We start from the raw sequence: 25,282 nt of genomic DNA on the forward strand, positions 1-25,282 counted from the left end.
GGCTGAGACAAAACTATTCCTTTTGTCATAGGTTTTAATAAAATTTATTAATCAAATTTTTAACTTTAGTAGTAAATAATAATTAGTTCGTCGACAATAAGTAAGAAGAAATGAATAATAGCGTCGTCAATATCATATCTTTTCGAGTTTAGTGGGAGAACTTTTGGTTCGTAGCAGCGTAGGCGACTCCTGCGGGAGCAGGGTGGTAGGTAAGACAGCACAGCCGTACGCGCAAGCGTTGGGTGCTGGCTTACCTTTGGGGATGGAAAACTAAGAACGTCACATCCTGTGACAACTTTTTCCTGACCAACATCCTGTTGGCCCGCGGAAAGCGTCCTACGCAGCGGAGAACTAAGTTTCAAAAAGTAAGAAAGCCCTTATGATTCTTTTCAAGATTAAGAATCATAAGGGCTTTTCGGCCTATTTATTTTTACTTCTACTAGATATGATACTCTATTACCAAAGAAGCCTTATAGAGTTTTTATTTCTTTTATTACTTTTGCCACCATCTGCACCTTGCCAAATCTTCTTTCACATTTTCCCTCTACATAGATAATCTTGCGCTCCTTTAAGAGCGTGCTGTATTTTGTATACTCCTCAGGGAATAAGGTAATGGAGAGCGTTCCGGTATCGTCCTGAATAGTGGCAAACGCCATGGCCTCTCCCTTTTTGGTCCGTATTTTTTTTATATCTAAAATAATTCCTAAAATCTTACCAAAAATGAATCCTGAGACTCTTTGTAGATCCCAAATATCCTGGATATTCGGAGCATTTTTTTTCAATGAAGCAGTAGGATGCTCTGAGAAATACTGGCCAAGCACTTCTTTTTCAAATTGAAGCTGGTCTAATAATGGCATAGGTTCCCTTCGAACATATTTGGATTTTCCGAAGGGATTTGCATCTCCCTCAAACAAGTCTACCTCGTCCTTGGGATTAATAAGCTCCGCATATTTAACAGCCGCATCAATTGTAGCGAGTAGGGTGGACCTTTCCTCGCCGAATTCATCTAGAGCACCAGCCTTCACTAAAGGTTCTATATTTTTTCGTGAAAAATGGACTGCTGATAAATCAGCTGCTAAATCAAATATATCTCCCCATTTTTTATTTTCCGAACGCTTTTGTAAGAGTTTCTGTGTAAAAGGATAGGAAACCCCCTTAACAGCCTGTAGTCCAAAACGAACAGCGTTATCTTCTATAGTAAAAGATGCATAGCTTTTAAAAATGGATGGCGGTAAAACAGGAATTTTTTTGTGCTTCATTTCCATCACTAGCTGGTTGATCTTTTCCTGGTTCCCCATTGACGAAGTAAGTAGTGCTCCATAGAAGTGAATAGGATAATTGGCCTTTAGATAAGCTAGCTGATAGGAGATGATACTGTAAGCTACCGCATGGCTTTTTGGAAACCCATAATCTGCAAAACGAACAATCAGATCATACACAGAGCCAGCCGCCTCTGAAGTATGACCCATTTCCATTGCCTTTTGCATAAAATGTTTGCGTTCCTTCTCTAGTATTTCTCTATTCTTTTTACTGACAGCACGTCTTAGTATATCTGCCTCACCAAACGTGAAGCCTGCCATTTGAGAGGCAATCTGCATAATTTGCTCCTGATACACGATAATTCCATAGGTTTCTTTTAAAATAGGCTCAAGCACTGGATGCTCATAAGTGATGGCTGCCTTACCACTTTTCCTAGCAGCATATAAAGGTATGCTTTCCATAGGTCCTGGCCTAAATAGAGCATTTACTGCCACAATATCTTCAAATTTTGTTGGATTGATTTGTCTTAAGGCATTCCGCATACCTTCTGATTCAAGCTGGAATACTCCCGTTGTATCACCCTGCCGAAGCATTTCAAAGGTTTTTTCATCGTTTAATGGAATATCCTCTAAAGTAAACTTAACAGAGCGCTGATAGTTTATTGTCTTTAAAATACGTTCGATAATAGTCAAGTTTCGAAGCCCTAAAAAGTCCATCTTTAATAGACCTTTTTCCTCTACTTCCCTCATTGGCCATTGCGTTAAATAGATCTCTTCCTGCCCTTTTTGTATCGGAACTATCTCTACAATCGGTATCGGGGACATTACTATACCAGCTGCATGAGTAGAAGCATTTCTTGGAAGACCTTCTATTGCAAGGGCTACCTGAAACCACTTCTTTCTTATTTCTTCGGTCTCAATAAATTCTCGTAGCTTTGGTGAGCTTTGATAAGCTTCCTTCAGAGTTATTCCTAGCTTGTTAGGAATAAACGAAGAGATAGCTTCGAGGGTAGTATTTTCAAATCCAAAGACTCTCGCAACTTCTCTCGCTGCAGATTTTGCGGATAAAGTACCAAATGTAATAATTTGAGAGACATAGTTTTTCCCATATTTTTCGGCGACGTAATGGACAACCTCCATTCGTCTAGAATCTGCGAAATCAATATCGATGTCTGGTAAAGAAATACGCTCAGGATTTAAGAAACGCTCAAATAGTAAGCCGTATTTTAATGGGTCAACATTCGTAATCCCAAGAGAATAGGCAACAAGGGAGCTGGCAGAGGACCCTCTACCGGGCCCTGTTAATATTCCTGCATTCTTAGCAAATTTCATGAAGTCTTGAACGATTAAAAAGTAATCCTCATAGTTCATTGTTTTTATGACATCTAGTTCATATGTAAGCCTTTGAGAGTATTGGGACGGTATAGGTGATAATCTTTGATTAAGCCCAGCTTCACAAAGTTTCCTTAGATAGTCCCCTGCAGTTATCCCATCAGGTAATGGAAATTTGGGCATTATTCTAATCGTCTTCCCCTCATCCACTCGACAGGATTCGAGCATAGCTTCGGTATTTGCTAACCAGTCTTCATTACCTGCAAACCAGTTGTTCCATTCCGCTTCAGAAAGAACATGGGCATCTAATGCAGGCTTAATCCTATGAGGGTCAGACATTTTGACAGACTGATCCATCGCATTAAGCACTTCATAGGCAAAGGCATCACTAGGATCAATATATCTACTTTCATGATAAACAGTGATTGGTACGAAGGCTTGGGAGGCGGTTTCTACGATTTCCTGCTCCTCTGTTAATCTGTTACCATTAGGTCTTACAATCCCTAGGTAAAGATAGCCTTCTGAAAAGATATCCTTTAATGCAAGCAGATTTTCCTTGGTGAACTGCTCATTTCCTTTATAAACAATGGACAGCCCTTCCTTGTATGCTTCCAGCCATTTTCTTGGCAATAGAGTTGCTTCTCTTGTTTCCATGCTACTAGAAATTTTCAGCAAATTTTTATAGCCGACATCCGTTCTTGCATACAAAACGACAGAAGCTTCTCCAACTAGTTCTACCTTCAGGCTAAGACCAAATACCGGATGAATCTGATGTTTCTTTGCTGCATGCCAAAAAGGCAACAAACCATACAATCTACTATTTGTAATGGCAGCTGCCCTAGCATTATTCTTTTTCAATTTTTCCATAAGCTGTTCCAATTGAATTGTACTTTTCAGCATATCCGCTGATGTCACAATTTGTGGATACACTGTTTTCATAGGTAACACCTCAATTTAAAGCTTTTTTAAGTCCTCTATTACTTGATCCGCTTCCGTCCAGCTTTGTATGGCTGCTCCTGCTGCAAGAGGGTGCCCTCCACCACCGTATTTCTTAGCGATGCCATTAATGACTGGGCCCTTAGAACGGAATCTTACTCTTATTTCCTTTTCATCTTCTATAAAGAATACCCAGCATCTCATACCCTTTACCTCAGATAGGCTGCTGACAAGTAAAGATGCCTCGGATTCTCCAACTTGATATTTCTGTAACAGGTTTCTAGATAGCTTCATGTGACCAACTCCGCCATCTTCCATTGAAAAATTCTCATAGATATAGCCCTTGAGTTGAAGAAGGTTACTTTCCACCTCATACATACCATTAAATAGTTCAGAGCGGTCAAAGCCATAACGTAGTAGCTTGCCAGCTTGAATCATCGTTTGTTCTGTTGTGCTTTGAAACATAAAACGGCCGGTATCCCCTACTATTCCAGCATAAAGTAGTCTAGCAGTCGAGCTATTCATCTTCCAGCCTTTATAGGCTTGCCCCTCATCGAATAGCTCACAAATCATCTCACTTACAGAACTAGCATCTGTATCTACCCATAGTAAGTCCCCATATGCATCATCATTTGGGTGATGATCAATTTTAATGAGATAGCTGCCTAATGAATATCGCTGATCATCAATTCTTTCTGTGTTAGCAGTATCTGTCACAATAATTAAAGCATCTTTAAATTCTTTTTCCTCTACTGTATCTGGATATGCCAGAAAATCTAACGTACTATCATGCGTCCCAGTCGCAAAAACTTGCTTTTCAGGATAGTTGTAGGCAATTAGCTCTTTTAAACCAATCTGTGACCCATATGCATCCGGGTCAGGACGGACATGTCTATGTAAAATAATTTTGTCGTAGCTTTCGATTGTGTCTATGATTTGTCTTTTCAAGACTTTTCCCTCCATTTGGTGATATTAACTATTCGCCTTTTTGAATATTTACCTTTACAATAATAGAAGCTAATCTTTATTGGAGGTTCGTTATGTTTATAAATGGAATATTGGTAGTAGGAATAATAGTTTCTTTCGTTTGGTATTTATATTTCAAAACGAAACAAATTCGGACTTATTTGCCAATTCGGAAGAAATGGTATGCAGCTAAATCCTCAGTATGTCTAGGCGCTTTTATCGCATTATTTGGTGGTAACTTCCTATATATTTATCAATCGGGCATTACTGTAATTGTATCGGCAATATTCATCATTCTAGGTGTATATTTTATGTATCACAACTGGAAAGCTGCAAAACACTATGGAAAGTTTGTACAAGAAGAGCTTGAGCTAAACCAATAACTCTTAAGTAGGCAAAATCGAAAGAGCGATTCTGCCTACTTTTTTTATTGCCCTTACCTTTCCAGTAAATGATAAGTAATCATTGCTTTTCCGACTAATTGCTTATCGTTATAAACTTCTACATCCATTTTGGCAACTTTTCTACTCAGCTCTAAAAAACGAACCTGAATCCGCAGAAGGCTTTCTAATTGGATTGGCTTAGTGAAATAGATGGTCATATTTTCTACAACACTTTCCCCACGTTTTCGGATTTTCAATGATTGAGCGCCCGTTTCTGTCAGTAGGATAGTTAAAGCTCCGTTCGACATTGTCCCATAATGATCCGTCATTTGAGGAGTAACAACAAATTCAAATACATAATCATCCGCCGATGCTACTTTTATTTGTTGCTTCACAATATCCTCAATGGTTTCTCCATTCTGAGGCTGTCTAGCAGCTGCCTGCAAGGCCTTTAACACATCCTGCCTACTAACTACGCCAACCAAATAATTGCTATCCTTTACGACAGGTAATAAATCGATTCCTTCCCATATCATTCGATGACTAGCAGATGCAACGCTTGTCTTCGTAGTGATAGAGATTGGATTTTTAGTCATTACCTTTTCAATCAATTCATTACTTGTCCTTCCAATAACGTCTCTAGCAGTAACGATTCCCACTAGTTTGTTTGATTTATCTACTACTGGGAAGCCTCCATGACTGGTTTCGTCATTTAACTCTCTGTATTGCTTAACGTGATCTGTTGTATATAAAAAGTGAGTATCCTCCAAGGAAATATAAATATCCTCAATCAGCAGAACATCCTTTTTGATGAGCTGATCATCTATTGCACGGTTGATCATCGTGGCTACGGTAAAGGTATCATAGCTTGTTGAAATAATAGGGAGCTCTAATTCATCTGCCAGCTTTTTCGTGCTTTCTAACACATCAAAGCCTCCAGTGATTAATACTGCTGCGCCAGCGTATAGAGCAGCTTCATGAACTTTAAATCGATTCCCTACGATTAGTAAATTGCTTGGCTCTACATACCTCATCATATCCTCAAGCTTCATCGCACCAATCACGAATTTGTTTAATGTTTTATAAAGGCCACTCTTCCCACCTAACACTTGTCCATCTACTATATTTACTACCTCCGCAAATGTTAGACGCTCAAAGTGTTCCTTCTTCTTTAATTCGATTCGTATAGTTCCTACTCGTTCAATCGTACTAACAAGCCTTCTGTTTTCTGCTTCCTTTATTGCTCTATATGCAGTACCCTCACTGACAGAAAGATCTTTAGCAATTTGCCTAACAGAAATCTTATCTCCAACAGGAAGGTTTTCAATATAAGCTAAAATTTGCTCATGTTTTGTTACCATGTAGTCACATCCAAACGATTGTTATACGTCCTATTGTACCACATTTTAGTTGATTTCTATTGAAGTTCTAAATGGACATATTCACCAGCTGAAAGTACTTGCACCTGCACACCCTTCACGAGATTTTTAAATCGCTGTGGGTCCTGTTTTATCGGTGGAAAAGTATTGAAATGAATTGGCACTACAATTTTAGGTTTTATCAATTCTGCCGCATAAGCAGCATCCTCTGGACCCATTGTAAAGTTACTTCCAATTGGCAGGAAAGCAACATCAATCTCATTTCTCTCACCAATAAGCTTCATATCTCCAAACAGGCCAGTATCTCCAGCATGGTATATAGTTACATCATCAGCTGTAAAAATAATACCTGTAGGCATCCCTAAATATATGGAAGTCCCATCTTCACGTGTTGTAGAGGAGCTATGGAAGGCTTGTGTTAATTTTACCCGTCCGAACTCGAAGTCATACTCTCCTCCTATCCCCATGGGATGAACTTTTACTCCCTTAGAGCCTAAATAATTTGCAAGTTCAAATGGAGCGACTACCAATGCATCGTTTTTCTTTGCAATGGCAACTGTATCTCCCACATGATCGTCGTGACCGTGAGTCAATAGAATTGCATCCACCTTTACGTCATCGGCCACTAAATCTGTTAGCTCATTTCCATTGATGAACGGATCAATAATAATTGTATGCTGTTTGGTTTGAATTTTCACAACGGAATGTCCATGATAACTAAGTTTCATTAATATCTCTCCCTTTGATAAAATTCTTTCCTTTGTTTCATTCAACGCAGATGCCTGAAATCCTTTAATCTGGTATGCTATTTTTATCATGATGAAAGAGGTGCTCAAATGACTCCTATTGATAAAATACAAGGTTTTCTTCAATCAAGCAACTTAGATGCTGCCTTTATTACAACACCGGATAATGTGTTTTATTTCACGGGATTTAAAAGTAATCCACATGAAAGATTACTTGGTGTTGTCATCTTCAGAGATGCAGCTCCGTTATTGATTTGTCCGAAAATGGAAATGCCAGACGCGGTGGAGACAGGCTGGAAGGACGATATAATAGGTCACCAGGATACGGATAATGCTTGGGATATCTTAGCTGATTCCATTAAAGAAAAGGTTGGTAGTTTACATACACTAGCAATTGAAAAATCACATGTAACAGTGGAAAGATTAGAAGCAATCACAGAAAGATTTCCTGAGTTACAAGTTAGTCGTGTAGACGAAAAAATTAACGAGCTTCGTGTCATCAAGTCTGAAAAAGAGCTTGAAAATATGCGAAAAGCTGCTGAACTTGCTGATTATGCGATTGAAGTTGGAGTAAAAGAAATCGCAGAAGGAAAAACAGAATTAGAAATACTTAACACAATTGAAAAAGCAGTAAAAGAAAAGGGTGCTAGTCAAATGTCCTTTGACACGATGGTGTTAAGCGGGAAAAAGACAGCCTCCCCTCACGGAACACCGGGAGAAAGAAGAATACAAAAGGGAGACTTTATCCTTTTCGATTTAGGTGTTGTATACAACGGCTATTGCTCTGATATTACAAGAACCGTAGCATACGGTGAGCCTACAGAAGAAATGAAGGAGATTTATCATACAGTTTTAAAGGCAGAAGAAAGTGCCGTACAAGCTGTAAAGCCAGGCATCTCTGCAATGGAGCTAGATAAAATCGCTCGTGATATTATTTCCGAGGCTGGCTACGGCGAATACTTTACGCATAGACTTGGACACGGGTTGGGCATTTCCGTCCACGAATATCCTTCTATTACTGGAGTAAATGAGCTTCAGCTTCAAGAGGGTATGGTTTTTACCATTGAACCGGGTATCTATCACCCAGACATTGCAGGAGTTCGTATCGAAGATGATGTGGTCGTTACAAAAGACGGAGTAGAGGTTTTAACCAAGTTCCCGAAAGAATTGATAATCCTCTAGAAATCTAGAGATTGGGATAAAACAATTGAGCAGCACTTATGATTCTTTCGTATATGGAGAATCATAAGTGCTTTCTTATTCTTAAAGGTAGATACTGATTAATAAATTACCAAAAGGATATAACCCATCAAGATAGAAATAAGTTTTTCCCACCCTCTTCCTTCTTTTGTAATGTCTGTTATGCAGTCTTGCTCCTGCACTGGTTAGCAACCCCTTTTATATCAAGAGGTAGCCTGCATAAGCCAGAAGAAAGCCCCCAAGATAAGAAGAAAGCAAATAGATAATCCATAATCCTTTCTTTTTACTTAATTTTTGCAGCTCTACATGTAAGGTCGAATATGTGGTCAATGCTCCCAGAAAACCTATTCCAGCAAATAAATAGAATGGTTCACCTTCCAACCATCCCCAAAGAAAACCCAAGAAAAAAGAACCCGCTAGATTAACAAGCAGTGTACCGATCGGGAAGTCAGCTTTGGAATTTAATTTTCCAGATATATAAAATCTGCTTACAGCTCCTAAAGCCCCACCTAATCCAATTAATATCAATTGATTCAGCATACTTCTCTCCTCCACCCTAGCTTACTAGCTACCATTCCACCAAGCACAGAAAACAATATATACAAAAACGCCATAGCCTCTTGTCCACTTTCAACCAGTTTAACGGTCTCAAGACTTAAAGTAGAAAATGTCGTAAAGGAACCAAGAAAGCCTGTCCCAATTGCTGTCTTCATACTATCTGGTATTTTTTTACTTCTAGAAAGAAGTGTAGCTAACAGATAACAACCAGCTATATTAATAAATAATGTTCCAAAAGGAAAGGAGGACGTCGGGAATAAAAGTAATCCTAACGAATAGCGGCTAATTGCACCAAGGGCACCAGCTAACCCGATATATACATATAACACCCATTACACCCATTTCTAATATCATTTATAATTGCGATTAAACACTATCATTTCTATCCTAGCCTTTAGAAAGAGGATTATTCAATGAACGAAGATTGAAGATATAAGAAACTTATTAATTAACAAACACAAAATCACCCAATCCTCTAAGGGACTGGGTGATTCTCGTAAGATTATAATAAAGTTGTTACGTTTGTATAAGGTAATCCTTGAGCTTCTGCTACAGCCTTGAACGTAATATGTCCCGCCAGGGTGTTAATACCTTTTAATAGAGCAGGGTTGTCCAAGCAGGCTTGTTTATAGCCTTTATTAGCTATCTGAACCGCATATGGCACCGTAGCATTTGTAAGAGCCATTGTGGACGTTCTAGGAACAGCACCAGGCATATTTGCAACTGCATAGTGAACTACCCCGTGTTTAATATATGTCGGGTTATCATGTGTTGTTATTCTATCAGATGTTTCAAAGATTCCACCTTGGTCAATTGCAATATCAATGACTACAGAACCTGGTGTCATTTCTTTAATCATTTCCTCTGTAACCAATTTAGGAGCCTTTGCACCCGGGATCAATACAGCGCCTATTACTAAATCCGCTGCTTTTACCGCTTCTCCAATATTATATGGATTAGAGATTAAAGTTTGAACGTTCGAACCAAATAAATCCTCTAGCTGACGTAAACGATCTGCATTCAGGTCGATTATTGTCACCTTAGCTCCCATACCAATCGCAACCTTCGCAGCGTTCGTCCCAGCGATACCTCCACCAATAATGGCAACATTCGCTCTCGGCACACCAGGAACTCCTCCAAGAAGAATACCTTTTCCGCCATGAATTTGTTCAAGGAATTGCGCTCCTATTTGCGTTGACATTCTTCCAGCAACCTCACTCATTGGCGAAAGAAGTGGAAGGCTATTATTTGGTAGCTGAACTGTCTCATAGGCAATAGCAGTCACTTTTTTCTCTAATAGAACCTTAGTCAAGGCTTCCTCTGGTGCTAAATGCAAATAAGTGAATAAAATAGATTCCTCACGAATAAGATGATATTCAGCGGACGTTGGTTCTTTTACTTTCATAACCATTTCCTGGTCCCATGCCTCTTGTGCAGTTTTTACAATCGTTGCACCTGCAGCAATATAATCCTCATCAGTAAAACTAGATCCAAGGCCAGCACCTGTCTCAATAAACACCTCATGATTGTTTAATGTTAAGCTAACTACTCCAGCTGGTGTCATGGCAACACGATTTTCGTTGTTTTTCGTTTCTTTTGGAATTCCTATACGCATCCCTATATCTCCTTTTAAAATAGTCATTGGTTACTAACAAGTCTTATTTTATCATTAATATTTTCAAAATGCCCAATTATTTATCTTTTACGTTCACAAATTTGCCTAAATAAACTCTTAGAATTGGGAGGAATCTGACGAATATTATCGAATTATATAGTGTAAATAAAAAGGAGGAAATTCAAATGAAGTACAACCACATTCTAGTAGCTGTAGACGGTTCTAAGGAGGCGGAATATGCCTTTAAAAAGGCGGTTGCAATTGCTGAAAGAAACAATGCAACTCTACATTTAGTAAACATCATTGATACACGTTCTTTTGCGGCAATCGAAGCCTATGACCGTTCTATCGCTGAAAGAGCACAAACTTTTGCGGAGGACCTACTTGGAGGCTATAAAAAAGAAGCCTTAGAAGCTGGCGTGGAAAATGTTCAAGTTATTGTTGAATACGGATCACCAAAAATCATGATTTCTAAAGATATTGCAAGCAAAGTAGAAGCAGATTTAATCATCTGTGGAGCTACTGGATTAAATGCAATGGAAAGATTCCTAATCGGAAGTGTATCTGAGTACATTGTACGTTCATCAAAATGTGATGTTTTAGTTGTTCGTACTGATGATGTAAAATAAGATAGGAAGCATCTAAATAAATTCTTATCTTAAATAAAAACGGATAGACACGCAGGCTCCCCTGCCGTCTATCCGTTTTTTATTGTCCTTTTCCAACAAAACAATATCCTAAGCATATCCCTTAATTACTTAGGCTTCGTTTTAATCTCATACCATTCAATCAGTAAAAAAACGAGTATGTGATAGATAAACTTTCACATACTCGTTTCTAAGATCATGTATTATTTTAGCGTAACTTCCTCTAAAGGACTTTATCTTCTCTATAAGCTATCAGAGACTTACAATCCTGCAAGATCCATTACGTCACGAGCGATCATAATCTCCTCGTTTGTTGGGATTACCATGATTTTAACTGGAGAATGAGGGAAGTTAATAAAGCCTTCTTTTCCATTCAGCTTGTTTAAATCTGGATCCACATAAACGCCCATGAATTGTAGTCCTTGAAGAACCTTCGCACGTACTACATCACTGTTTTCACCAATACCAGCAGTAAAGATGATTGCATCTACACCATCCATTTTAGCTGCATAAGATCCAATGTATTTATGAATTTTACTTCCAAATACATCTAATGCAAGCTGTGCTCTGTCGTTTCCTTTTGATGCTTCAGAAACAATATCTCTCAAGTCACTAGAAAATCCTGAAACTCCTAGTAGACCTGATTTTTTGTTTAATACATCTAGAATACCTTCAGCACTTTTTCCTGTTTTCTCCATTAAGTAAGGAATCAATGCAGGGTCAACGTTTCCGGATCTAGTTCCCATTGTAACACCTGCTAATGGTGTAAAGCCCATAGATGTATCAATGGATACCCCGCCTTTAATCGCAGCAATACTTGCTCCATTACCTAAATGGCAGGAGATAAAGCGTGTCTTTTCAATCGGTCTCTTTAACATCTCTGCAGCACGTTGAGAAACATACTTATGAGAAGTTCCATGGAAACCATATTTTCTTACTCCATACTTTTCATAATACTCATAAGGAATGGAATATAAGAAGGAGCTTTCAGGCATCGTTTGATGGAAAGCAGTATCAAAAACAGCTACAGTCGGTACATTAGGTAGAACCTTCTTAAATTCACGAATTCCTATTGCGTTAGCTGGGTTATGTAAAGGAGCAAAATCCGCAAGGTCTTCTATAACCTCGATTACCCTTTCATCGACTAACACGGACTGGTTAAATTGTTCACCACCATGTACCACACGGTGTCCAATACCTTCAATATCCTCTAGTTTCTCAATAACTCCTTTTTCAACCAGCATGCGGATCAAAAGAGCGACAGCTTGTTCATGATTTTCAATCACTTCTGTCATTTGAATTCTTTCATTTTCTGTTGTCATGGTAAAAAAGGGATCTGATAGACCTATACGTTCTACTAATCCTTTTGCAACGACTGTTTCTTGTGGCATCTCAAATAATTGGAATTTTAAAGAAGAGCTGCCAGCGTTTACAGCTAATATTTTCGGCATTAACAACGCCCCTTTCTGAATAAGTACAATGATTGTACCTTGCAGAAAGGAAGCAAGCAACACTTTACATAGAGGATTTCTCTTTTTGCCACGTATTAATTTTTTCCAAAAATAGTACCATTGCCTCTCTATTGGACATACTTGGAACCTTTGCCAATAATACGTCCTTCGGAGCTCTCAAAGAATCGCTTTTCTTCTGCAATATTATCAGACTTTTTTCTTGACCTTTTGTTTTAAAAAGTGAATCTGGAAGCTGCAGTACTGCTTCTATCCACCCCTGCTCCTTTATAAATTTATGCAGCTGAGCAGATTGCTTAGACTCAAAAAGACTAGCAGGCACGAAGAAATATAAGTACCCACCTTCTTTCACATATCGCATAGATTGCTCTATAAACAGATGGTGAGCATAAGACATTTCCTCAGTCGCCTTCAATTGGTAATCTTTTGATACTTCATCATCTGGATAATATCCAACTGGCAAGTCACTGATTACTATGTCAACTGGATCGATAAATAAAGGTCTAAGGCCATCTTGTCTAAATAGCTGGACGTCTTGTTCCAAAAGCTCCCCAGTTTGTGCAGCGAGCTGTATTAATAACTCATCAATTTCTACTCCATAGGCACTAGCTGGTTGAGAAAGCATATTCATAACGGTATAAAGCAAATTTCCTGTCCCTAAGGCAGGGTCAAGAATAGTAATTTTTTCTTTGTCCTTATTCATGATGTTTACTAAGTAACTTACCAACAAACCTAATGCATCCGGAGTCATCTGATGATTTGGCTGAGTGGACTTGTTCATACCTTTTAAAATGGCAAGCTGAATTGCCTTACGAACTTCCTCTTTCTTAGGTGATGTTATTTCTGGCAACCTTTTCCCTTCCAGCCATAATTCAAGTGCAAATACAACTCCTTCCAGGTAAGTTGCAGATTCCTGATTTTCCATGAAAGTACTTTCTCGATCAATAAAAGTAAAAATTTGTTCTACGTTTGATGTCATTTATTATCCCTCATATTAAAACCCACTCAAAGAGTGGGTTCCTTTTAATGTGTTTGATTAGCTTAATGCTTTAACAGCTTCAATTGCTTTTTCATAGTCTGGATGTTCAGTACCTTCACTTACGTATTCCACGTAGGTTACCGTATCATTTTTGTCCACTACGAACACAGAACGCGCAAGTAATCTTAGTTCTTCCATAAGAACCCCGTAAGCCTTACCGAAGGAAAGATCCTTGTGATCTGATAATGTTTGAACCGCAGCTACATTATTTGCCCCACACCAGCGCTTTTGTGCAAATGGTAAGTCAACAGATATAGTTAAAATTACTACATCGTCACTTAAACTAGCAGCACTTTCATTAAACTTATTAGTTTGTGTTGAGCAAACTCCAGTATCAAGGGAAGGAACTACACTAATTAAACGAATTTTTCCAGCTGTATCAGCCAGGGTTACAGGTGACAAATCATTTGCCAACACAGTAAAGTTAGGTGCTTTTTGCCCTACCTTAACCTCTTCTCCTACTAAGGTTACTGGGTTATTTTTAAATGTTACTTGTGCCATGATTGTAGCCTCCTTTTCAATAACTTTATCTTACTAAACTTCTTTAGGCTCTTGCAACTCATTTGCAAGTACAGGCACCTTTTTATATGTTACAATCTCTTTTTTGTCGTAGACTGCCTCATGCACAACGAGGGTATCAGCAATAAAGTCATGTATTGCTTGTTTTTTAGGTGTAAAAGCTACCGCTAGATAAGGAAGGTTCATCGGGATGATAGATATTAATCGTCCAATCCATTCTCTAAAAATAACCGTTCCCCAAGATGGTTTGGAACCGTCCTTGGCAATTACCTTTATACCAAAAATAATTTTACCGATTGTTTGAGACCAGAACTTTGTCATTAATACAAAGTATAGATAAAAAACAGTTGCGGTTAACAATGTATAAGGTGCATACCAAAAAGGATTATCAATATCCCAAGAAAACAGTCGGAAAATTGGTTTAAATAATAGCATTCCGACAGCTGATAAGATTAGGAGGTCAACAGTGTATGCCCAAAAGCGAATCCAGAAACCAGCAAACTTATGCTCAAATTTCTCCGTTCGCTGTACAAGCACCTGCTGTTTGACAGGCTCACTACCTTGCACCTCTGGATGATGGTTTTCTGTCATAATATTCCCTCCTATTCATTTCCATAGAGATACATCATTTTTGGTGCACTGTTATCAGTGATTAGCTTTGCAATCATTTGAGTTTCAATATCAACACCTAAGAATGATTGAGCTTTCATAGCAAATAATGAACTGAAGCTTGGTGAGAATCCGTATTGGAATACTTCAGCATCCTCTAATTGATAGTCTGCTTTTATCGCTGCCACCGTATCTTCAAGGAAGCCATATTCATCCGCTAGACCAGCCTCAATAGCTTGTCTGCCGTTTAAAATACGTCCATCAGCGACCTCTTTCACTTCTTGCTCCGTCATATTACGCCCTTCTTCTATAACGTCTACAAATCCTTCGTAAGAGTCATCAATAATCTCTTGAAGCATTCCTCTTTCTGTTTCTGTCATATCTCTAGTGGCGCTCATTATATCTTTATATTTTCCAGATTTAATCGTTACAAACTCTACTCCGTATTTCTCTGCAAGCTCCCCATAATTGACTCCTTGCATAATAACGCCAATAGATCCCGTCAACGTTTCCTTTGTTACAAAGATTTTGTCGGCGGGAGCTGATATGTAATATCCACCCGACGCAGCCATACTACCCATAGATACATAAATAGGCTTTTCAGTTTCTTGCTGTATTTCTACGAGTTTTCGATGAATTTCAGCAGACTCTACAACTCCTCCGCCTGGAGTATTTACGGAAAGTACGATTGCACTAACTGAGTCATCTGCCTTCACTTGCTCCAGCTGTTGCATGAAAAATGGATGATTATATGTTTCAGATGCAAACAAGCCCGCACTACCTGTATTTTGAATAGTTCCATCTACTGTTAACAATGCAATTCTATTTGAACCACTTCCCGGTTCTAATACCGTCTCATAAAACTCAGTTCCACTAGCACTAGCCATTTCATCCATTAAAGTTGCCCAGTCTGTGGAAAACACACTCGAAAGAGTATTAACAAAAATTGACACGGTTAATAATAGGAATGCCCCTAGTATGGCAAACCACCTTTTCATATTCATTTTATTTCCTCCTTTTCCCTGCATTATTTCATACGAAAATAGTGAGTAAATGTTTCATTAAATGATAAAATAAATAATATCTTTTATAAAGGAGTAAAAAATATGTCAACAAGAAACACAATCTATCTTTACACAAAAAACGATACGGAATCTCTTCAAAGAAAGAAAGAAGTAACTTCTTTAATTAAGCAATATGGATTCCAAGTAGAAGATGACCACAAAAATGCTTCTATCATCGTTAGCATCGGAACAGATGCCACATTCCTGCAAGCGGTAAGAAAAACAGAGTTTCGTCAAGATTGTCTCTATGCAGGAATTTCTCTTACAGATGCTCTTCATATGTATTGCGATTTTTACGTAGAGAATATCGAAGAAATGGCTGAGGCACTTTTAAATCAAAATATTGAAGTAAGAAAGTATCCAGTATTAGAGGTATCTGTAGATAAGCAGCCTAAGTTCCTTTGTTTAAATGAATTTACTATTCGTTCCAACATCGTCAGAGCTTTCGACTTGGATGTTTATGTGGACGGAAAGAGATTTGAAAGATTCCGCGGAGATGGAATGGTTATTTCCACACCTACTGGTAGCTCTGGATACAATAAATCTTTAAATGGAGCAATTGTTGATCCACTGATCCCATGTATTCAAGTTGCTGAAATTGCCTCTGTAAATAATAACGAATTTAGAACATTAGGATCCTCTTTTATTCTAAGCGGCAATCGTGTGCTTGATTTACACCTACCACCAGAGACAAATTCATTTCCGTCTATGAGTACCGATAATGAAGCACTAAGCATCCAGCGTGTAGAATCAGTTTCTATTAAGCTAAGCGATGCTATAGTGAAAACTGTGAAGCTAAAAAATAATAGCTTTTGGGACAAAATCAAACGATCATTCTTATAAATCACCTAAAGGGATTAACTTCTTTCTCCTATATTCCAATACTTTCGAGAATGTAAAAACAATCAGAGAAAGCCATATGAGTGAAAAGGAAAAGAACTCCATTTTACTGAATGACTCGTTATATAAAAACACACCTACTAACAACATAATAGTTGGAGCTATATACTGAAAAAAACCAGACATATATAGAGGCATGGTTTTTGTTCCCTTGGCAAAGAGAATAAGTGGTATAGCTGTAGCAGCACCAGTAAAAATTATTAATAACATAGTCTTTGTATCACTAGTAAAGAATACTGCCTCATTGTTTATTAACAAATAACCAAAATACAGCAATGCCACAGGCAGGACAAATAATGTTTCAATCGTTAGTCCCCTTATTGCGTCAATTGCAATATGCTTCTTGATTAAACCATAAAAAGCAAAGGTTGTTGCTAAGGCGAGAGCAATCCAAGGTATTTCTTTATAAGTAATAATAAGCAATACAACACCCAGACCAGCCATACCAACGGCAAGTTTCTGGGCCGGAGATAATATTTCTTTTAAAAATAATATTCCTAGAACTACAGAAAATAATGGGTTGATATAGTAGCCAAGGCTAGCTTGGACAATATATTCCTCATTGACAGCGTATATATAGATAAACCAGTTCCCTGCAATTAAATAAGAGGCCAGAAAAAGGCTATAAAACGACTTCTTATTTTTCCTTAACTCCTGTAGATCACGTATAAGTACTCTCCAATTGCGTCCAATCAAAACGATTACGATTGTGAATACAAATGACCAGATGATGCGACCGGCTAGTATCTCTTCACTCGATACGTGGGAAAGAGCCTTCCAATAAAGAGGCATAAATCCCCATAAAGAATAAGCGATAATAACCGCTAAAATGCCATGCCGCTCTTCAGACTCCATCTAAACACCTCACTATTTTGAAAAACGAAATATTAAAATAATTATATGACTTTCTCAGCATACAGTAAACAGGTTTATCTTATTAAAAAAATGGCTAGGAAAAGAACAACAGCACCGATGATAGTTATCACTACATCGGTGCTTTCCTATTCCTTATTTAGAACATCAAAAAGCCGGTAGAATAAATTCTACCGGCTTTCCTATAATGGTTAAGCTTTAAAGCCACCGCTCATTTGTTGTTGTGCTTGACGTACTAATCGCTTAGTAATTTCTCCGCCTACGGATCCGTTGGCACGCGATGTAGCTTCTCCACCAAGGTTAACACCAAATTCTTGTGCAATTTCGTATTTCATTTGATCAATTGCTTGTTGTACTCCTGGTACTAGAAGTTCGTTGTTGTTTGGCATGTTTCTCACCTCCTTGTGAGATTAGAATGGTCTTTTGACCCTAATTTATGTACAAGGAGGAGAGGTATATTTTGTTAAGATTAAAGGAAATCGTGAAATTCCTTTTCTTTTTTCTGAGGGAACGAGATGATTTCTCGTTTCTCTATTGCATCCTTTATCATCACATCATAATCCCTAAAACTCTCATAGTATTCCACCTTTTCAAGCTTAGGCTTCGTTTTTGGACAAGATGGAGTAAAGATTGTACAGCAATCTTCATATGGAAGGATTGATGTATCGTAAGTGCCAATATGACGCGCGATATCAATAATATCTAGTTTGTCCATGCTGATAAGCGGTCTTAAGACAGGCGTTGTGGTAACTGCATTAATAGCTGTCAGGCTTTCTAAAGTTTGACTAGCTACCTGGCCTAAGCTCTCTCCAGTTACTATTCCAAGTGCTCCTATTTCTTCTCTCACTTGATCCGCAATCTTCAGCATCAATCTTCTTGTAGTTGTCATTGATACATTTTCAGGAATCTGTGCTTGTATACTTTGCTGGATTTCTGTAAAAGGTATGATATGAAGTCTAACAGTTGCACCAAATTGACTCAGTATATTAGCTAGATCCATCACTTTTTCCTTTGAACGTTCACTAGTAAATGGCGGGCTATGAAAATGAATTGCGTCTATTCTTACTCCTCGCTTCATTAACATATAACCTGCTACCGGGCTATCTATTCCTCCAGAAAGCATGAGAAGTGATCGACCGTTAGATCCTAGAGGCATACCACCAGCACCCGGGATGACTTGGGCCATCATATACACTGCCTCGCTTAACACTTCAATTCTTAGGTCAATATCCGGCTGCTTCATCTTCACCTTTAAAGAAGGATACGCTCTTAAGACGTGAGTAGCAATATTCGCTTGCAACTCATAAGTATCCAAAGTAAATGACTTGTCCGTCCGTTTCACGGTAACTCGGAACGTTTGACCCTCTGTAGGTAGGTTCTCCATTATCTGAAGGGCTGCCTTCTTGATCGTGTCTAACTCTTTGTCGCAAGAAGCCACTGGACTGAAGGATTGGATGCCAAATATATTTGGTAATCGTTTAATTAATTCTTCTATTTCGGCATCCACCGTTGAAGTTAAGAACATACGATCACGTTCTGCCTGTATTTTTATATTCGGTAAGTCTGCAAATGAAAATTTAATGTTATTTCTTAAATGATTGATAAACTGCTTTCTATTTCTCCCCTTTGTAGAAAGCTCGCCATATCTAACTAATATCTTTTCCCATTTCATCTATCTCTAGTCTCCTTTGATGACGCTCATCGCTTCTTTAAATATGTGTTTAAATTGCTCTATCTCATCCATTGTATTTTCGTGACTGACACTTAGTCTTATTACTCCGTTTATATACTCATCGGACAGATGCATCGCTTGTAATACATGACTTGTCTTTGTTTGTCTAGAGGAACAAGCGCTACTAGTAGATACTATCACATCTTTTTCTTGCAGCGCATTGATTAGAACCTCACCCTTTATATTTCTTACCGACAACGTAAGGATGTGAGGAGCTCTCTGCTCAGGTGATATTATTTTTACATCCTTAAATTTCTGTAAAAATGGGATAAGCGAATTAGACATATTCCACATTTTTAATTGATTTGCTTCCAATCCTTCATCCGCTAATCTCATTGCCTTTGCGGTACAAACAGCTAACGGAACGGGAGTGGTTCCACTTCTAATCCCACTTTCCTGTCCACCCCCAAAGATTATAGGCTCTACTTCTTTATTCTCAGCTAACGCTAGTAAGCCAGACCCCTTTAGTCCATGGATTTTATGAGAGGAAATAGTAAGCGCATCTATATCATATAGCTTAAAGTTTATAGGAAGTTTTCCGAAGCTCTGAACTGCATCTACATGAATTACCGCCCTACTCGCCTCTCTTGTTAGGCTAATAATTTTTTTAATTGGTTGTACGGCCCCAGTTTCATTGTTTATATGCATTACGCTAACCAAAACGGTATCTTCTCTTAGCAAGGAAGCAAATGCCTCTATGTCCACCACACCATCCTCGCCAACTGGAATCCATTCCACCTCGAAGCCTAGTGTAGATAATCTTCTTGCAGCCTCTAAAACCGAAGGATGTTCAATTTCGGAGACCAATATATGCCTACCTCTAGATCGATATCTATTTGCAAGGCCAAAAATAGCGAGGTTATTTGATTCAGTTCCACCAGAGGTAAAATAGATTTTATTTTTGGCCGTCTTTAATATGGTAGCCGCTTGGCCTCTAGCTGATTCTAAAAGTTCATTTGTTTTATGACCAAATAAATGGATGGAAGAGGGATTGGCCCAATATTGTTCATTTATTGCAACATATGTTTCCAATATTTCTTTGGAAGCCTTGGTTGTTGCACTGTTATCAAGATAAATCATTTTTTCACTCCTTCTTAGGTTATAAGTCAAATGTTGAGTAGTGTCCTATCCTAATAAAGTCCCGTTGATCTCCATTACAGGCGGACGCTTTCCGCGGGCACGGCTCCAACTAACTTTTATCGTGCCATGTCACGATAAAAGTTGATTTTCCGCACGAGCTATTCCCGGTGGAGTCTGTCGCATACATAATTCAGCAATACATTTGCTTGATAGTGCACAAATCACCTTTCTATAACTTCTTTCTAGTCAATTCAGGTATATAAAATATGTGATTTGGGCTATTTCATATAATTTGTATAAATACCCTCAACAAATATTATAGAACCTTTAAAAGGCATACGAGGATTTTGACTCGGAAAAAAACCACCTTCACTTTTCCATGTGAGGTGGTATTTTTCCGGTTAACATGTTCATTTTTCACTGTCGTATTATGTATGCCAAGCTGCCTCTTTTATCAGCTTTTCAATTTTCTTCAAGGCACCTGGCTCTACTTCCTCCACTGCTGTTGCAGCATCCTCTAATGCCTTTGCATAGCGCAACTGTCTGAATGCTTCCTCTGCTTCGAGCAGACGAGCGTGAACTTCAGGATTCGTTTTTCGATAACGATTACCATACTGAATAATTCTCTCTGTTAACTCTACATTTTCTAGCATTTCTTTTGCTTTTTGATGAACCTCTTCCATGCATGCTTCTGCTTTTACTAAATAACTATCCACCAATGTCATGTTTAGAGGTACCTCTTGAAGACTTTGCATAGCAATATAAATATGCTCTTCTGCTTCTTCTAATCGAACATCCATCTCTTCGGGAATCCCCGGAAGATTTGCCTTTTGAATCATTCGATCCGTTTCATGAAGCAATAACTTTAACTCGTCAAGCTTCTCTCTTGCCTTGTTTTCATCAATTCGCAGGTTTTTTAAACGATTTGCAAATCGGTCCTGCTCCTCATATAAACGATCTATTTCCTCTGCAATCTCATGTAGCTCTTCTTGCAAGCTGGAGTAAGCAGATTTTTCTTCCTGTACTCGTAATGAAAGAATAGAGAAACGCTTCTCAAGCTCCTCTAACTCCTTTAAGCAGCTTTGAGGGATTTCTGCCTCTTTCTCCGGAAGTCGATAGCTTTGCTGTACATATGCCGCTTCTTCACTTATTGCTCTAGTGACAGACGTCACCTCTTTTAGACGACTTTCTGTTTGAGCTTTATGAACGTCCACAAACTTCTTAGCTATCACTTCTTTTTCAAGCAAGTCATATAGTGTATCAATTTCATCCTTTATCTCTTCCACTCTAGCCAAAGGCCTTGCTACCTCTAACTGGACAATATCCGCCTTAAGCTCGATTAGCTCCTTCTCTAAAGAATCCAGCTTATTCGTCATTTCCAGATGCTGCAGATAATAAGAGCTCTCTTCCATCTCTCTCTGCCCGACACGCAATTCATGAATAGTAGCCGGAATTTTATGCTGCAACTCGGTTAGAAGGGTAGGAATTTGGTGAATCTTATGGAAGAATCTTTGAGCCTCGTCTTGTATAGATATAACGATTTCCCTAGCCTTTAAATAATTCCCTGTGTCAGTTAACTCATCAAATTGTTCAAATAGAGGGATAAAGGACTCGAGCTTTTCTTCTAATGGTCTTGCAGCTTCTCCAAAAGAATATTGGTGCGCTAGCAAAGTTTTCCTTGCTGAACGGTGCTGTTCTTTTAACTGTTCAATTTCTATTCTGTTTTTTTCCTCACTACCGATAAGCTCTTCTAATTCTTTCAAAATTCCATTCATTTTATCATCACAAGTGGAAATTAGAAAATGGAGCTCTTTTTCTATCTTAGAGGCTTTCATAAACATAAACTTATCCACACATTCCTCTGCATCAAACAAGAGGACGTCTATTTTAGACATATGGACATCCATAACTTCCGTCCAAGTATTACGCCATCTTTCAAACATCTCTTCTGTTTGCCCATTCATATTCAGTTGCTTGACCTTTGTCATCTCTTCTAAAATGGGTTTATTTTGAATTTGATGTTTTTCATGCTCTAACCTGGCGATCTCTGTTGTATGCTTTCTTCTTATAATAAACGCAATTACTGCAATTACTAAAAGTATAATGACTGCTGGGATGATATACTTCATCGTAAGCCCCCTGTTCCAAAATCAAAAAATACTATTTAATATCTTACTCTATATCTTACCATGCTTTTTATGTTATTGTTTCATAAAACATGATAAAAACTATGAAATTTGTCATAAAATATACTTCATACTCAAAAGGAGGTCAATATATGAAAAAAGATGGGCATATTCATACACCCTATTGTCCTCATGGTACACTAGATAGCTTCCATCGATATATAGAAAAAGCAATTAAACATGGATTTGAGGAAATCACGTTCACAGAGCATGCCCCACTGCCAGCAGGATTCCTTGATCCAACCCCTCAAAAGGATAGTGGCATGGACCTCCAGCAATTAGAAAATTACATCTCAGATTTAGAACAGTTGAAAAAGCAATACAAACAAGATATTGTTATATCAACCGGTCTTGAGGTGGATTATATTTCTAATTTCGAAGAGGAAACTACTAAATTTCTAGATACTTATGGAAAATATTTGGATGATGCAATTCTATCAGTTCATTTTCTTTATTATCAGCAAAAATACGTATGTATTGATTACTCGAAGGAAACCTTCCTTGAGTTTGTTCAACTTACAGGTGAACCATTATCCGTCTATAAATTGTATTATAAAACAGTGATGGATTCAATAAAGAGTGAACTTGGAAAATATAAACCGAAAAGGATTGGACATATTACACTTGTTCATAAATTCCAATTAGCACTATCCGAGAAAATAAACGACCAGCAATATATTCGAGAAATCCTACAAGAATTAAAAAATAGCAATCTACAACTCGACCTAAATAGCGCCGGCCTTGCGAAGCCATATTGTAGAGAGAGCTATCCTCCTCTTCCCTTCGTCCACGAGGCACGAGTACTTGGGATTCCTATCATATTTGGTTCGGACGCCCATCAAGTTAAGGATTTACATCAATTTTATAAGCAATTTGAATGCTTATACTAGAATGGAGATGTATCAATGTTCACAAAATCAACTTACTCACAAGATTTATCCGCTAATTATACAATGCTTGCAAAACAGCTAGATGCACTTTTAACTGGCGAACCAAATGTCATTGCTAATTTAAGCAATGCTTCTGCACTGCTCAATCAGTTTTTTGATCAAATTAATTGGGTAGGCTTTTATTTGGTGGAAAATGGAGAGCTTGTCCTTGGACCATTCCAGGGCCTCCCTGCCTGCGTTCGGATTCCGCTTGGAAAAGGGGTATGTGGGACCTCTGCAGAAACACAGGAAACAATCATAGTTCCAGATGTCCACCAATTCCCTGGACATATAGCATGTGACGCTGCTTCTCAATCAGAAATTGTCTTACCAATCGTAAAAGACGGGGAATTAATAGGAGTCCTGGATATTGATAGCCCTATTAAAAATCGTTTCTCCCAAGAAGATGCAAAAGGACTGGGGCAATTTATTCAAGTGCTGATTAAGCACTTATAACTCCATAACAAGGAAAAGCTACTACACAAGGATTTACATGATCTTGGGTAGTAGCTTTTCTATTACCTGTTATATAGAAGAAAATGCATTTTCAAGGTCGTCTATAATATCCTTTACATTTTCCAATCCAACTGACAACCTTAACATACCGTCTGTGATGCCCATTGCGTTTCTTTCCTTCTCAGGCACGACAGAATGTGTCATGGTAGCAGGATGCTGTATTAATGTCTCAGCATCTCCTAAGCTTACAGCTATTTTAATAAGCTTCAACTTATTCATAAACTTTTGGGCTACCTCCACCCCGCCCTTGATGTTGAAAGATATTAATCCTCCCCCATTTTTCATTTGACGCCTAGCAATCTCATATTGTGGGCTCATAGGGTCAAACGGATAAAAGATACTATCCACCTTGTCCTGACCACTTAGATATCGAAAAACTTTTTCAGCATTCTCACTATGTCTGTCCATTCTTATATGAAGGGTTTTTAATCCTCTAATTAAAAGCCATGCATCAAATGGGGAAATAATCCCGCCAAAATCCTTTTGAACAGTTGATCTAATTTTTACCATTTCCTCTTTGTCTTTCCCTATCAAAAGACCAGCAATGACATCTCCATGACCATTAATATATTTTGTTGCACTGTGTAATACAAAATCTGCTCCTAAATCTAAAGGATTTTGAAGATATGGAGAAGAGAACGTGTTATCTACAACCACAGGGATATGATGCTTTTTTGCAATTTCGGTAATCATTTCAATATCCACAATTTCCATTGTAGGATTTATCGGTGTTTCTATATAAATACAAGCTGTATTAGGTTTGATTGCAGCTTCTACTTCTTCTTTTGAACTTAACGCCGCTAAATCATGAGAAATATTATACTTTTCCTCCATTATATTCAGTAAACCAAATGTACAGCCATAAATCCCTCTTGTACATAAGATATGATCTCCTGCCTTCGTCAAGTAAACTAATATAGTACTAACGGCGGCCATCCCAGAGCCAAAAGCCAGTGCCCCTTCACCGTGCTCTAACGCTGCCATTCTATCCTCTAATACCTGGACCGTTGGATTTCCTAGTCTTGAATATATTCCTCCCATTTCCTCTCCAGAAAATCTTTTTGCACCTTGTTCTGCATTTTCAAATGCATAGGTAGAGGTCTGGTACAACGGAACTGCTAAGCTATCTAAGTGTTTAGCTGTTTCATAACCTTCATGGATAATGACTGTCTCTTTTTCTACTATTTGTTTCTTCATACATACACTCCTTTGTAAACGCTTACATATAGTTTACACATTTAGCAGAAAAAAGAAAAGAAGCTCGCCTAGGTGCTGCACCCCAAAAGTTAGAGTAAAAACTAACTTTTGGGGTGTTTTTCTATGGCTAAATATAGTGAAGAATTTA

General features: G+C 38.2%; 24 protein-coding genes. 6 read left to right on the forward strand and 18 right to left on the reverse strand.

The window, feature by feature from the left end; translation table 11 throughout:
- Positions 1–470: 470 nt before the first annotated feature.
- Together dnaE and AC1VU3_RS11265 are read right to left on the reverse strand one after the other, a co-directional pair.
- Positions 471–3,530: a DNA polymerase III subunit alpha gene (dnaE, locus tag AC1VU3_RS11260; RefSeq protein WP_482983521.1), complete on the reverse strand. Its 3,060-nt coding sequence runs from the start codon at positions 3,528–3,530 to the stop codon at positions 471–473.
- A 15-nt stretch (positions 3,531–3,545) separates the two neighbouring features.
- Positions 3,546–4,475 (reverse strand): DHH family phosphoesterase, encoded by a 930-nt coding sequence (locus AC1VU3_RS11265; protein WP_480387354.1) that lies wholly within the window; start codon positions 4,473–4,475, stop codon positions 3,546–3,548.
- A 92-nt stretch (positions 4,476–4,567) separates the two neighbouring features.
- Between AC1VU3_RS11265 and AC1VU3_RS11270 the strand changes: the two genes are divergently transcribed.
- A complete protein-coding gene (locus AC1VU3_RS11270; RefSeq protein ID WP_480387353.1) occupies positions 4,568–4,876 on the forward strand; it encodes a YtpI family protein in 309 nt (102 codons plus the stop codon).
- Between the two features lie 53 nt (positions 4,877–4,929).
- Here the strand turns inward: AC1VU3_RS11270 and AC1VU3_RS11275 are convergent, their stop codons facing one another.
- On the reverse strand, positions 4,930–6,237 hold the full coding sequence (locus AC1VU3_RS11275; RefSeq protein ID WP_480387352.1) for a DRTGG domain-containing protein: 1,308 nt from the start codon (positions 6,235–6,237) through the stop codon (positions 4,930–4,932).
- 56 nt (positions 6,238–6,293) lie between these two features.
- Positions 6,294–6,983 carry a metal-dependent hydrolase gene (locus tag AC1VU3_RS11280; protein WP_480387351.1) on the reverse strand — a complete coding sequence of 230 codons (690 nt, stop codon included), beginning with the start codon at positions 6,981–6,983 and terminating at the stop codon, positions 6,294–6,296.
- 108 nt (positions 6,984–7,091) lie between these two features.
- Between AC1VU3_RS11280 and AC1VU3_RS11285 the strand changes: the two genes are divergently transcribed.
- Positions 7,092–8,183 carry a M24 family metallopeptidase gene (locus tag AC1VU3_RS11285; protein ID WP_480387350.1) on the forward strand — a complete coding sequence of 364 codons (1,092 nt, stop codon included), beginning with the start codon at positions 7,092–7,094 and terminating at the stop codon, positions 8,181–8,183.
- A gap of 216 nt (positions 8,184–8,399) precedes the next feature.
- Here AC1VU3_RS11285 and AC1VU3_RS11290 read toward each other — a convergent pair whose 3' ends face one another.
- The 3 genes from AC1VU3_RS11290 to ald all read right to left on the reverse strand — a co-directional run bounded on the left by AC1VU3_RS11290 (position 8,400) and on the right by ald (position 10,374).
- Complete coding sequence (locus AC1VU3_RS11290) at positions 8,400–8,741, reverse strand: fluoride efflux transporter FluC (RefSeq protein ID WP_480387349.1); 342 nt, start codon at positions 8,739–8,741, stop codon at positions 8,400–8,402.
- Positions 8,735–9,088, reverse strand: coding sequence for a fluoride efflux transporter CrcB (gene crcB, locus AC1VU3_RS11295; protein ID WP_482983522.1), 354 nt, complete (start codon positions 9,086–9,088; stop codon positions 8,735–8,737). Before crcB ends, AC1VU3_RS11290 begins: the two co-directional genes overlap by 7 nt.
- A 173-nt stretch (positions 9,089–9,261) precedes the next feature.
- Positions 9,262–10,374 (reverse strand): alanine dehydrogenase, encoded by a 1,113-nt coding sequence (gene ald, locus AC1VU3_RS11300; protein ID WP_482983523.1) that lies wholly within the window; start codon positions 10,372–10,374, stop codon positions 9,262–9,264.
- A 185-nt stretch (positions 10,375–10,559) separates the two neighbouring features.
- On the opposite strand from ald, the gene AC1VU3_RS11305 reads away from it, so the two are divergent.
- The gene (locus AC1VU3_RS11305; RefSeq protein ID WP_480387346.1) at positions 10,560–11,003 is read left to right on the forward strand and encodes a universal stress protein; all 444 of its coding nucleotides are present in this window, start codon (positions 10,560–10,562) and stop codon (positions 11,001–11,003) included.
- 278 nt (positions 11,004–11,281) lie between these two features.
- Here AC1VU3_RS11305 and AC1VU3_RS11310 read toward each other — a convergent pair whose 3' ends face one another.
- The 5 genes from AC1VU3_RS11310 to sppA all read right to left on the reverse strand — a co-directional run bounded on the left by AC1VU3_RS11310 (position 11,282) and on the right by sppA (position 15,661).
- Positions 11,282–12,472 carry an acetate kinase gene (locus tag AC1VU3_RS11310; protein ID WP_480387345.1) on the reverse strand — a complete coding sequence of 397 codons (1,191 nt, stop codon included), beginning with the start codon at positions 12,470–12,472 and terminating at the stop codon, positions 11,282–11,284.
- 64 nt (positions 12,473–12,536) lie between these two features.
- Positions 12,537–13,469: a class I SAM-dependent methyltransferase gene (locus tag AC1VU3_RS11315; RefSeq protein ID WP_480387344.1), complete on the reverse strand. Its 933-nt coding sequence runs from the start codon at positions 13,467–13,469 to the stop codon at positions 12,537–12,539.
- A gap of 57 nt (positions 13,470–13,526) precedes the next feature.
- On the reverse strand, positions 13,527–14,030 hold the full coding sequence (tpx, locus tag AC1VU3_RS11320; RefSeq protein ID WP_482983524.1) for a thiol peroxidase: 504 nt from the start codon (positions 14,028–14,030) through the stop codon (positions 13,527–13,529).
- A 33-nt stretch (positions 14,031–14,063) separates the two neighbouring features.
- The gene (locus AC1VU3_RS11325) at positions 14,064–14,639 is read right to left on the reverse strand and encodes an RDD family protein (RefSeq protein WP_482983525.1); all 576 of its coding nucleotides are present in this window, start codon (positions 14,637–14,639) and stop codon (positions 14,064–14,066) included.
- An 11-nt stretch (positions 14,640–14,650) separates the two neighbouring features.
- Entirely contained in the window at positions 14,651–15,661 is a 1,011-nt protein-coding gene (gene sppA / locus AC1VU3_RS11330; RefSeq protein ID WP_482983526.1) for a signal peptide peptidase SppA, read from the reverse strand.
- Positions 15,662–15,763: 102 nt separating this feature from the next.
- Between sppA and AC1VU3_RS11335 the strand changes: the two genes are divergently transcribed.
- Entirely contained in the window at positions 15,764–16,564 is an 801-nt protein-coding gene (locus tag AC1VU3_RS11335; RefSeq protein WP_482983527.1) for an NAD kinase, read from the forward strand.
- Here the strand turns inward: AC1VU3_RS11335 and rarD are convergent.
- The 5 genes from rarD to ezrA form a co-directional block, all read right to left on the reverse strand.
- Positions 16,559–17,476, reverse strand: a complete 918-nt coding sequence (rarD, locus tag AC1VU3_RS11340) for an EamA family transporter RarD (protein ID WP_482983528.1) — start codon at positions 17,474–17,476, stop codon at positions 16,559–16,561. The two genes, AC1VU3_RS11335 and rarD, sit on opposite strands and share 6 nt — an antisense overlap.
- 209 nt (positions 17,477–17,685) lie before the next feature.
- On the reverse strand, positions 17,686–17,883 hold the full coding sequence (locus tag AC1VU3_RS11345; protein WP_480387338.1) for an alpha/beta-type small acid-soluble spore protein: 198 nt from the start codon (positions 17,881–17,883) through the stop codon (positions 17,686–17,688).
- A gap of 80 nt (positions 17,884–17,963) precedes the next feature.
- The gene (gene thiI, locus AC1VU3_RS11350) at positions 17,964–19,166 is read right to left on the reverse strand and encodes a tRNA uracil 4-sulfurtransferase ThiI (RefSeq protein ID WP_482983529.1); all 1,203 of its coding nucleotides are present in this window, start codon (positions 19,164–19,166) and stop codon (positions 17,964–17,966) included.
- A 6-nt stretch (positions 19,167–19,172) separates the two neighbouring features.
- On the reverse strand, positions 19,173–20,306 hold the full coding sequence (locus tag AC1VU3_RS11355) for a cysteine desulfurase family protein (protein ID WP_482983530.1): 1,134 nt from the start codon (positions 20,304–20,306) through the stop codon (positions 19,173–19,175).
- Between the two features lie 428 nt (positions 20,307–20,734).
- Positions 20,735–22,435, reverse strand: coding sequence for a septation ring formation regulator EzrA (ezrA, locus tag AC1VU3_RS11360; RefSeq protein WP_480387335.1), 1,701 nt, complete (start codon positions 22,433–22,435; stop codon positions 20,735–20,737).
- Between the two features lie 149 nt (positions 22,436–22,584).
- Between ezrA and hisJ the strand changes: the two genes are divergently transcribed.
- Both hisJ and AC1VU3_RS11370 read left to right on the forward strand, forming a co-directional pair.
- The gene (gene hisJ / locus AC1VU3_RS11365) at positions 22,585–23,382 is read left to right on the forward strand and encodes a histidinol-phosphatase HisJ (protein ID WP_482983531.1); all 798 of its coding nucleotides are present in this window, start codon (positions 22,585–22,587) and stop codon (positions 23,380–23,382) included.
- A gap of 15 nt (positions 23,383–23,397) precedes the next feature.
- Positions 23,398–23,877 (forward strand): GAF domain-containing protein, encoded by a 480-nt coding sequence (locus AC1VU3_RS11370; protein WP_480387333.1) that lies wholly within the window; start codon positions 23,398–23,400, stop codon positions 23,875–23,877.
- Between the two features lie 69 nt (positions 23,878–23,946).
- Here AC1VU3_RS11370 and megL read toward each other — a convergent pair whose 3' ends face one another.
- On the reverse strand, positions 23,947–25,134 hold the full coding sequence (gene megL, locus AC1VU3_RS11375) for a methionine gamma-lyase (protein WP_480387332.1): 1,188 nt from the start codon (positions 25,132–25,134) through the stop codon (positions 23,947–23,949).
- Positions 25,135–25,282: the final 148 nt, after the last annotated feature.

This window comes from Psychrobacillus sp. Z16_25 (assembly GCF_056856695.1).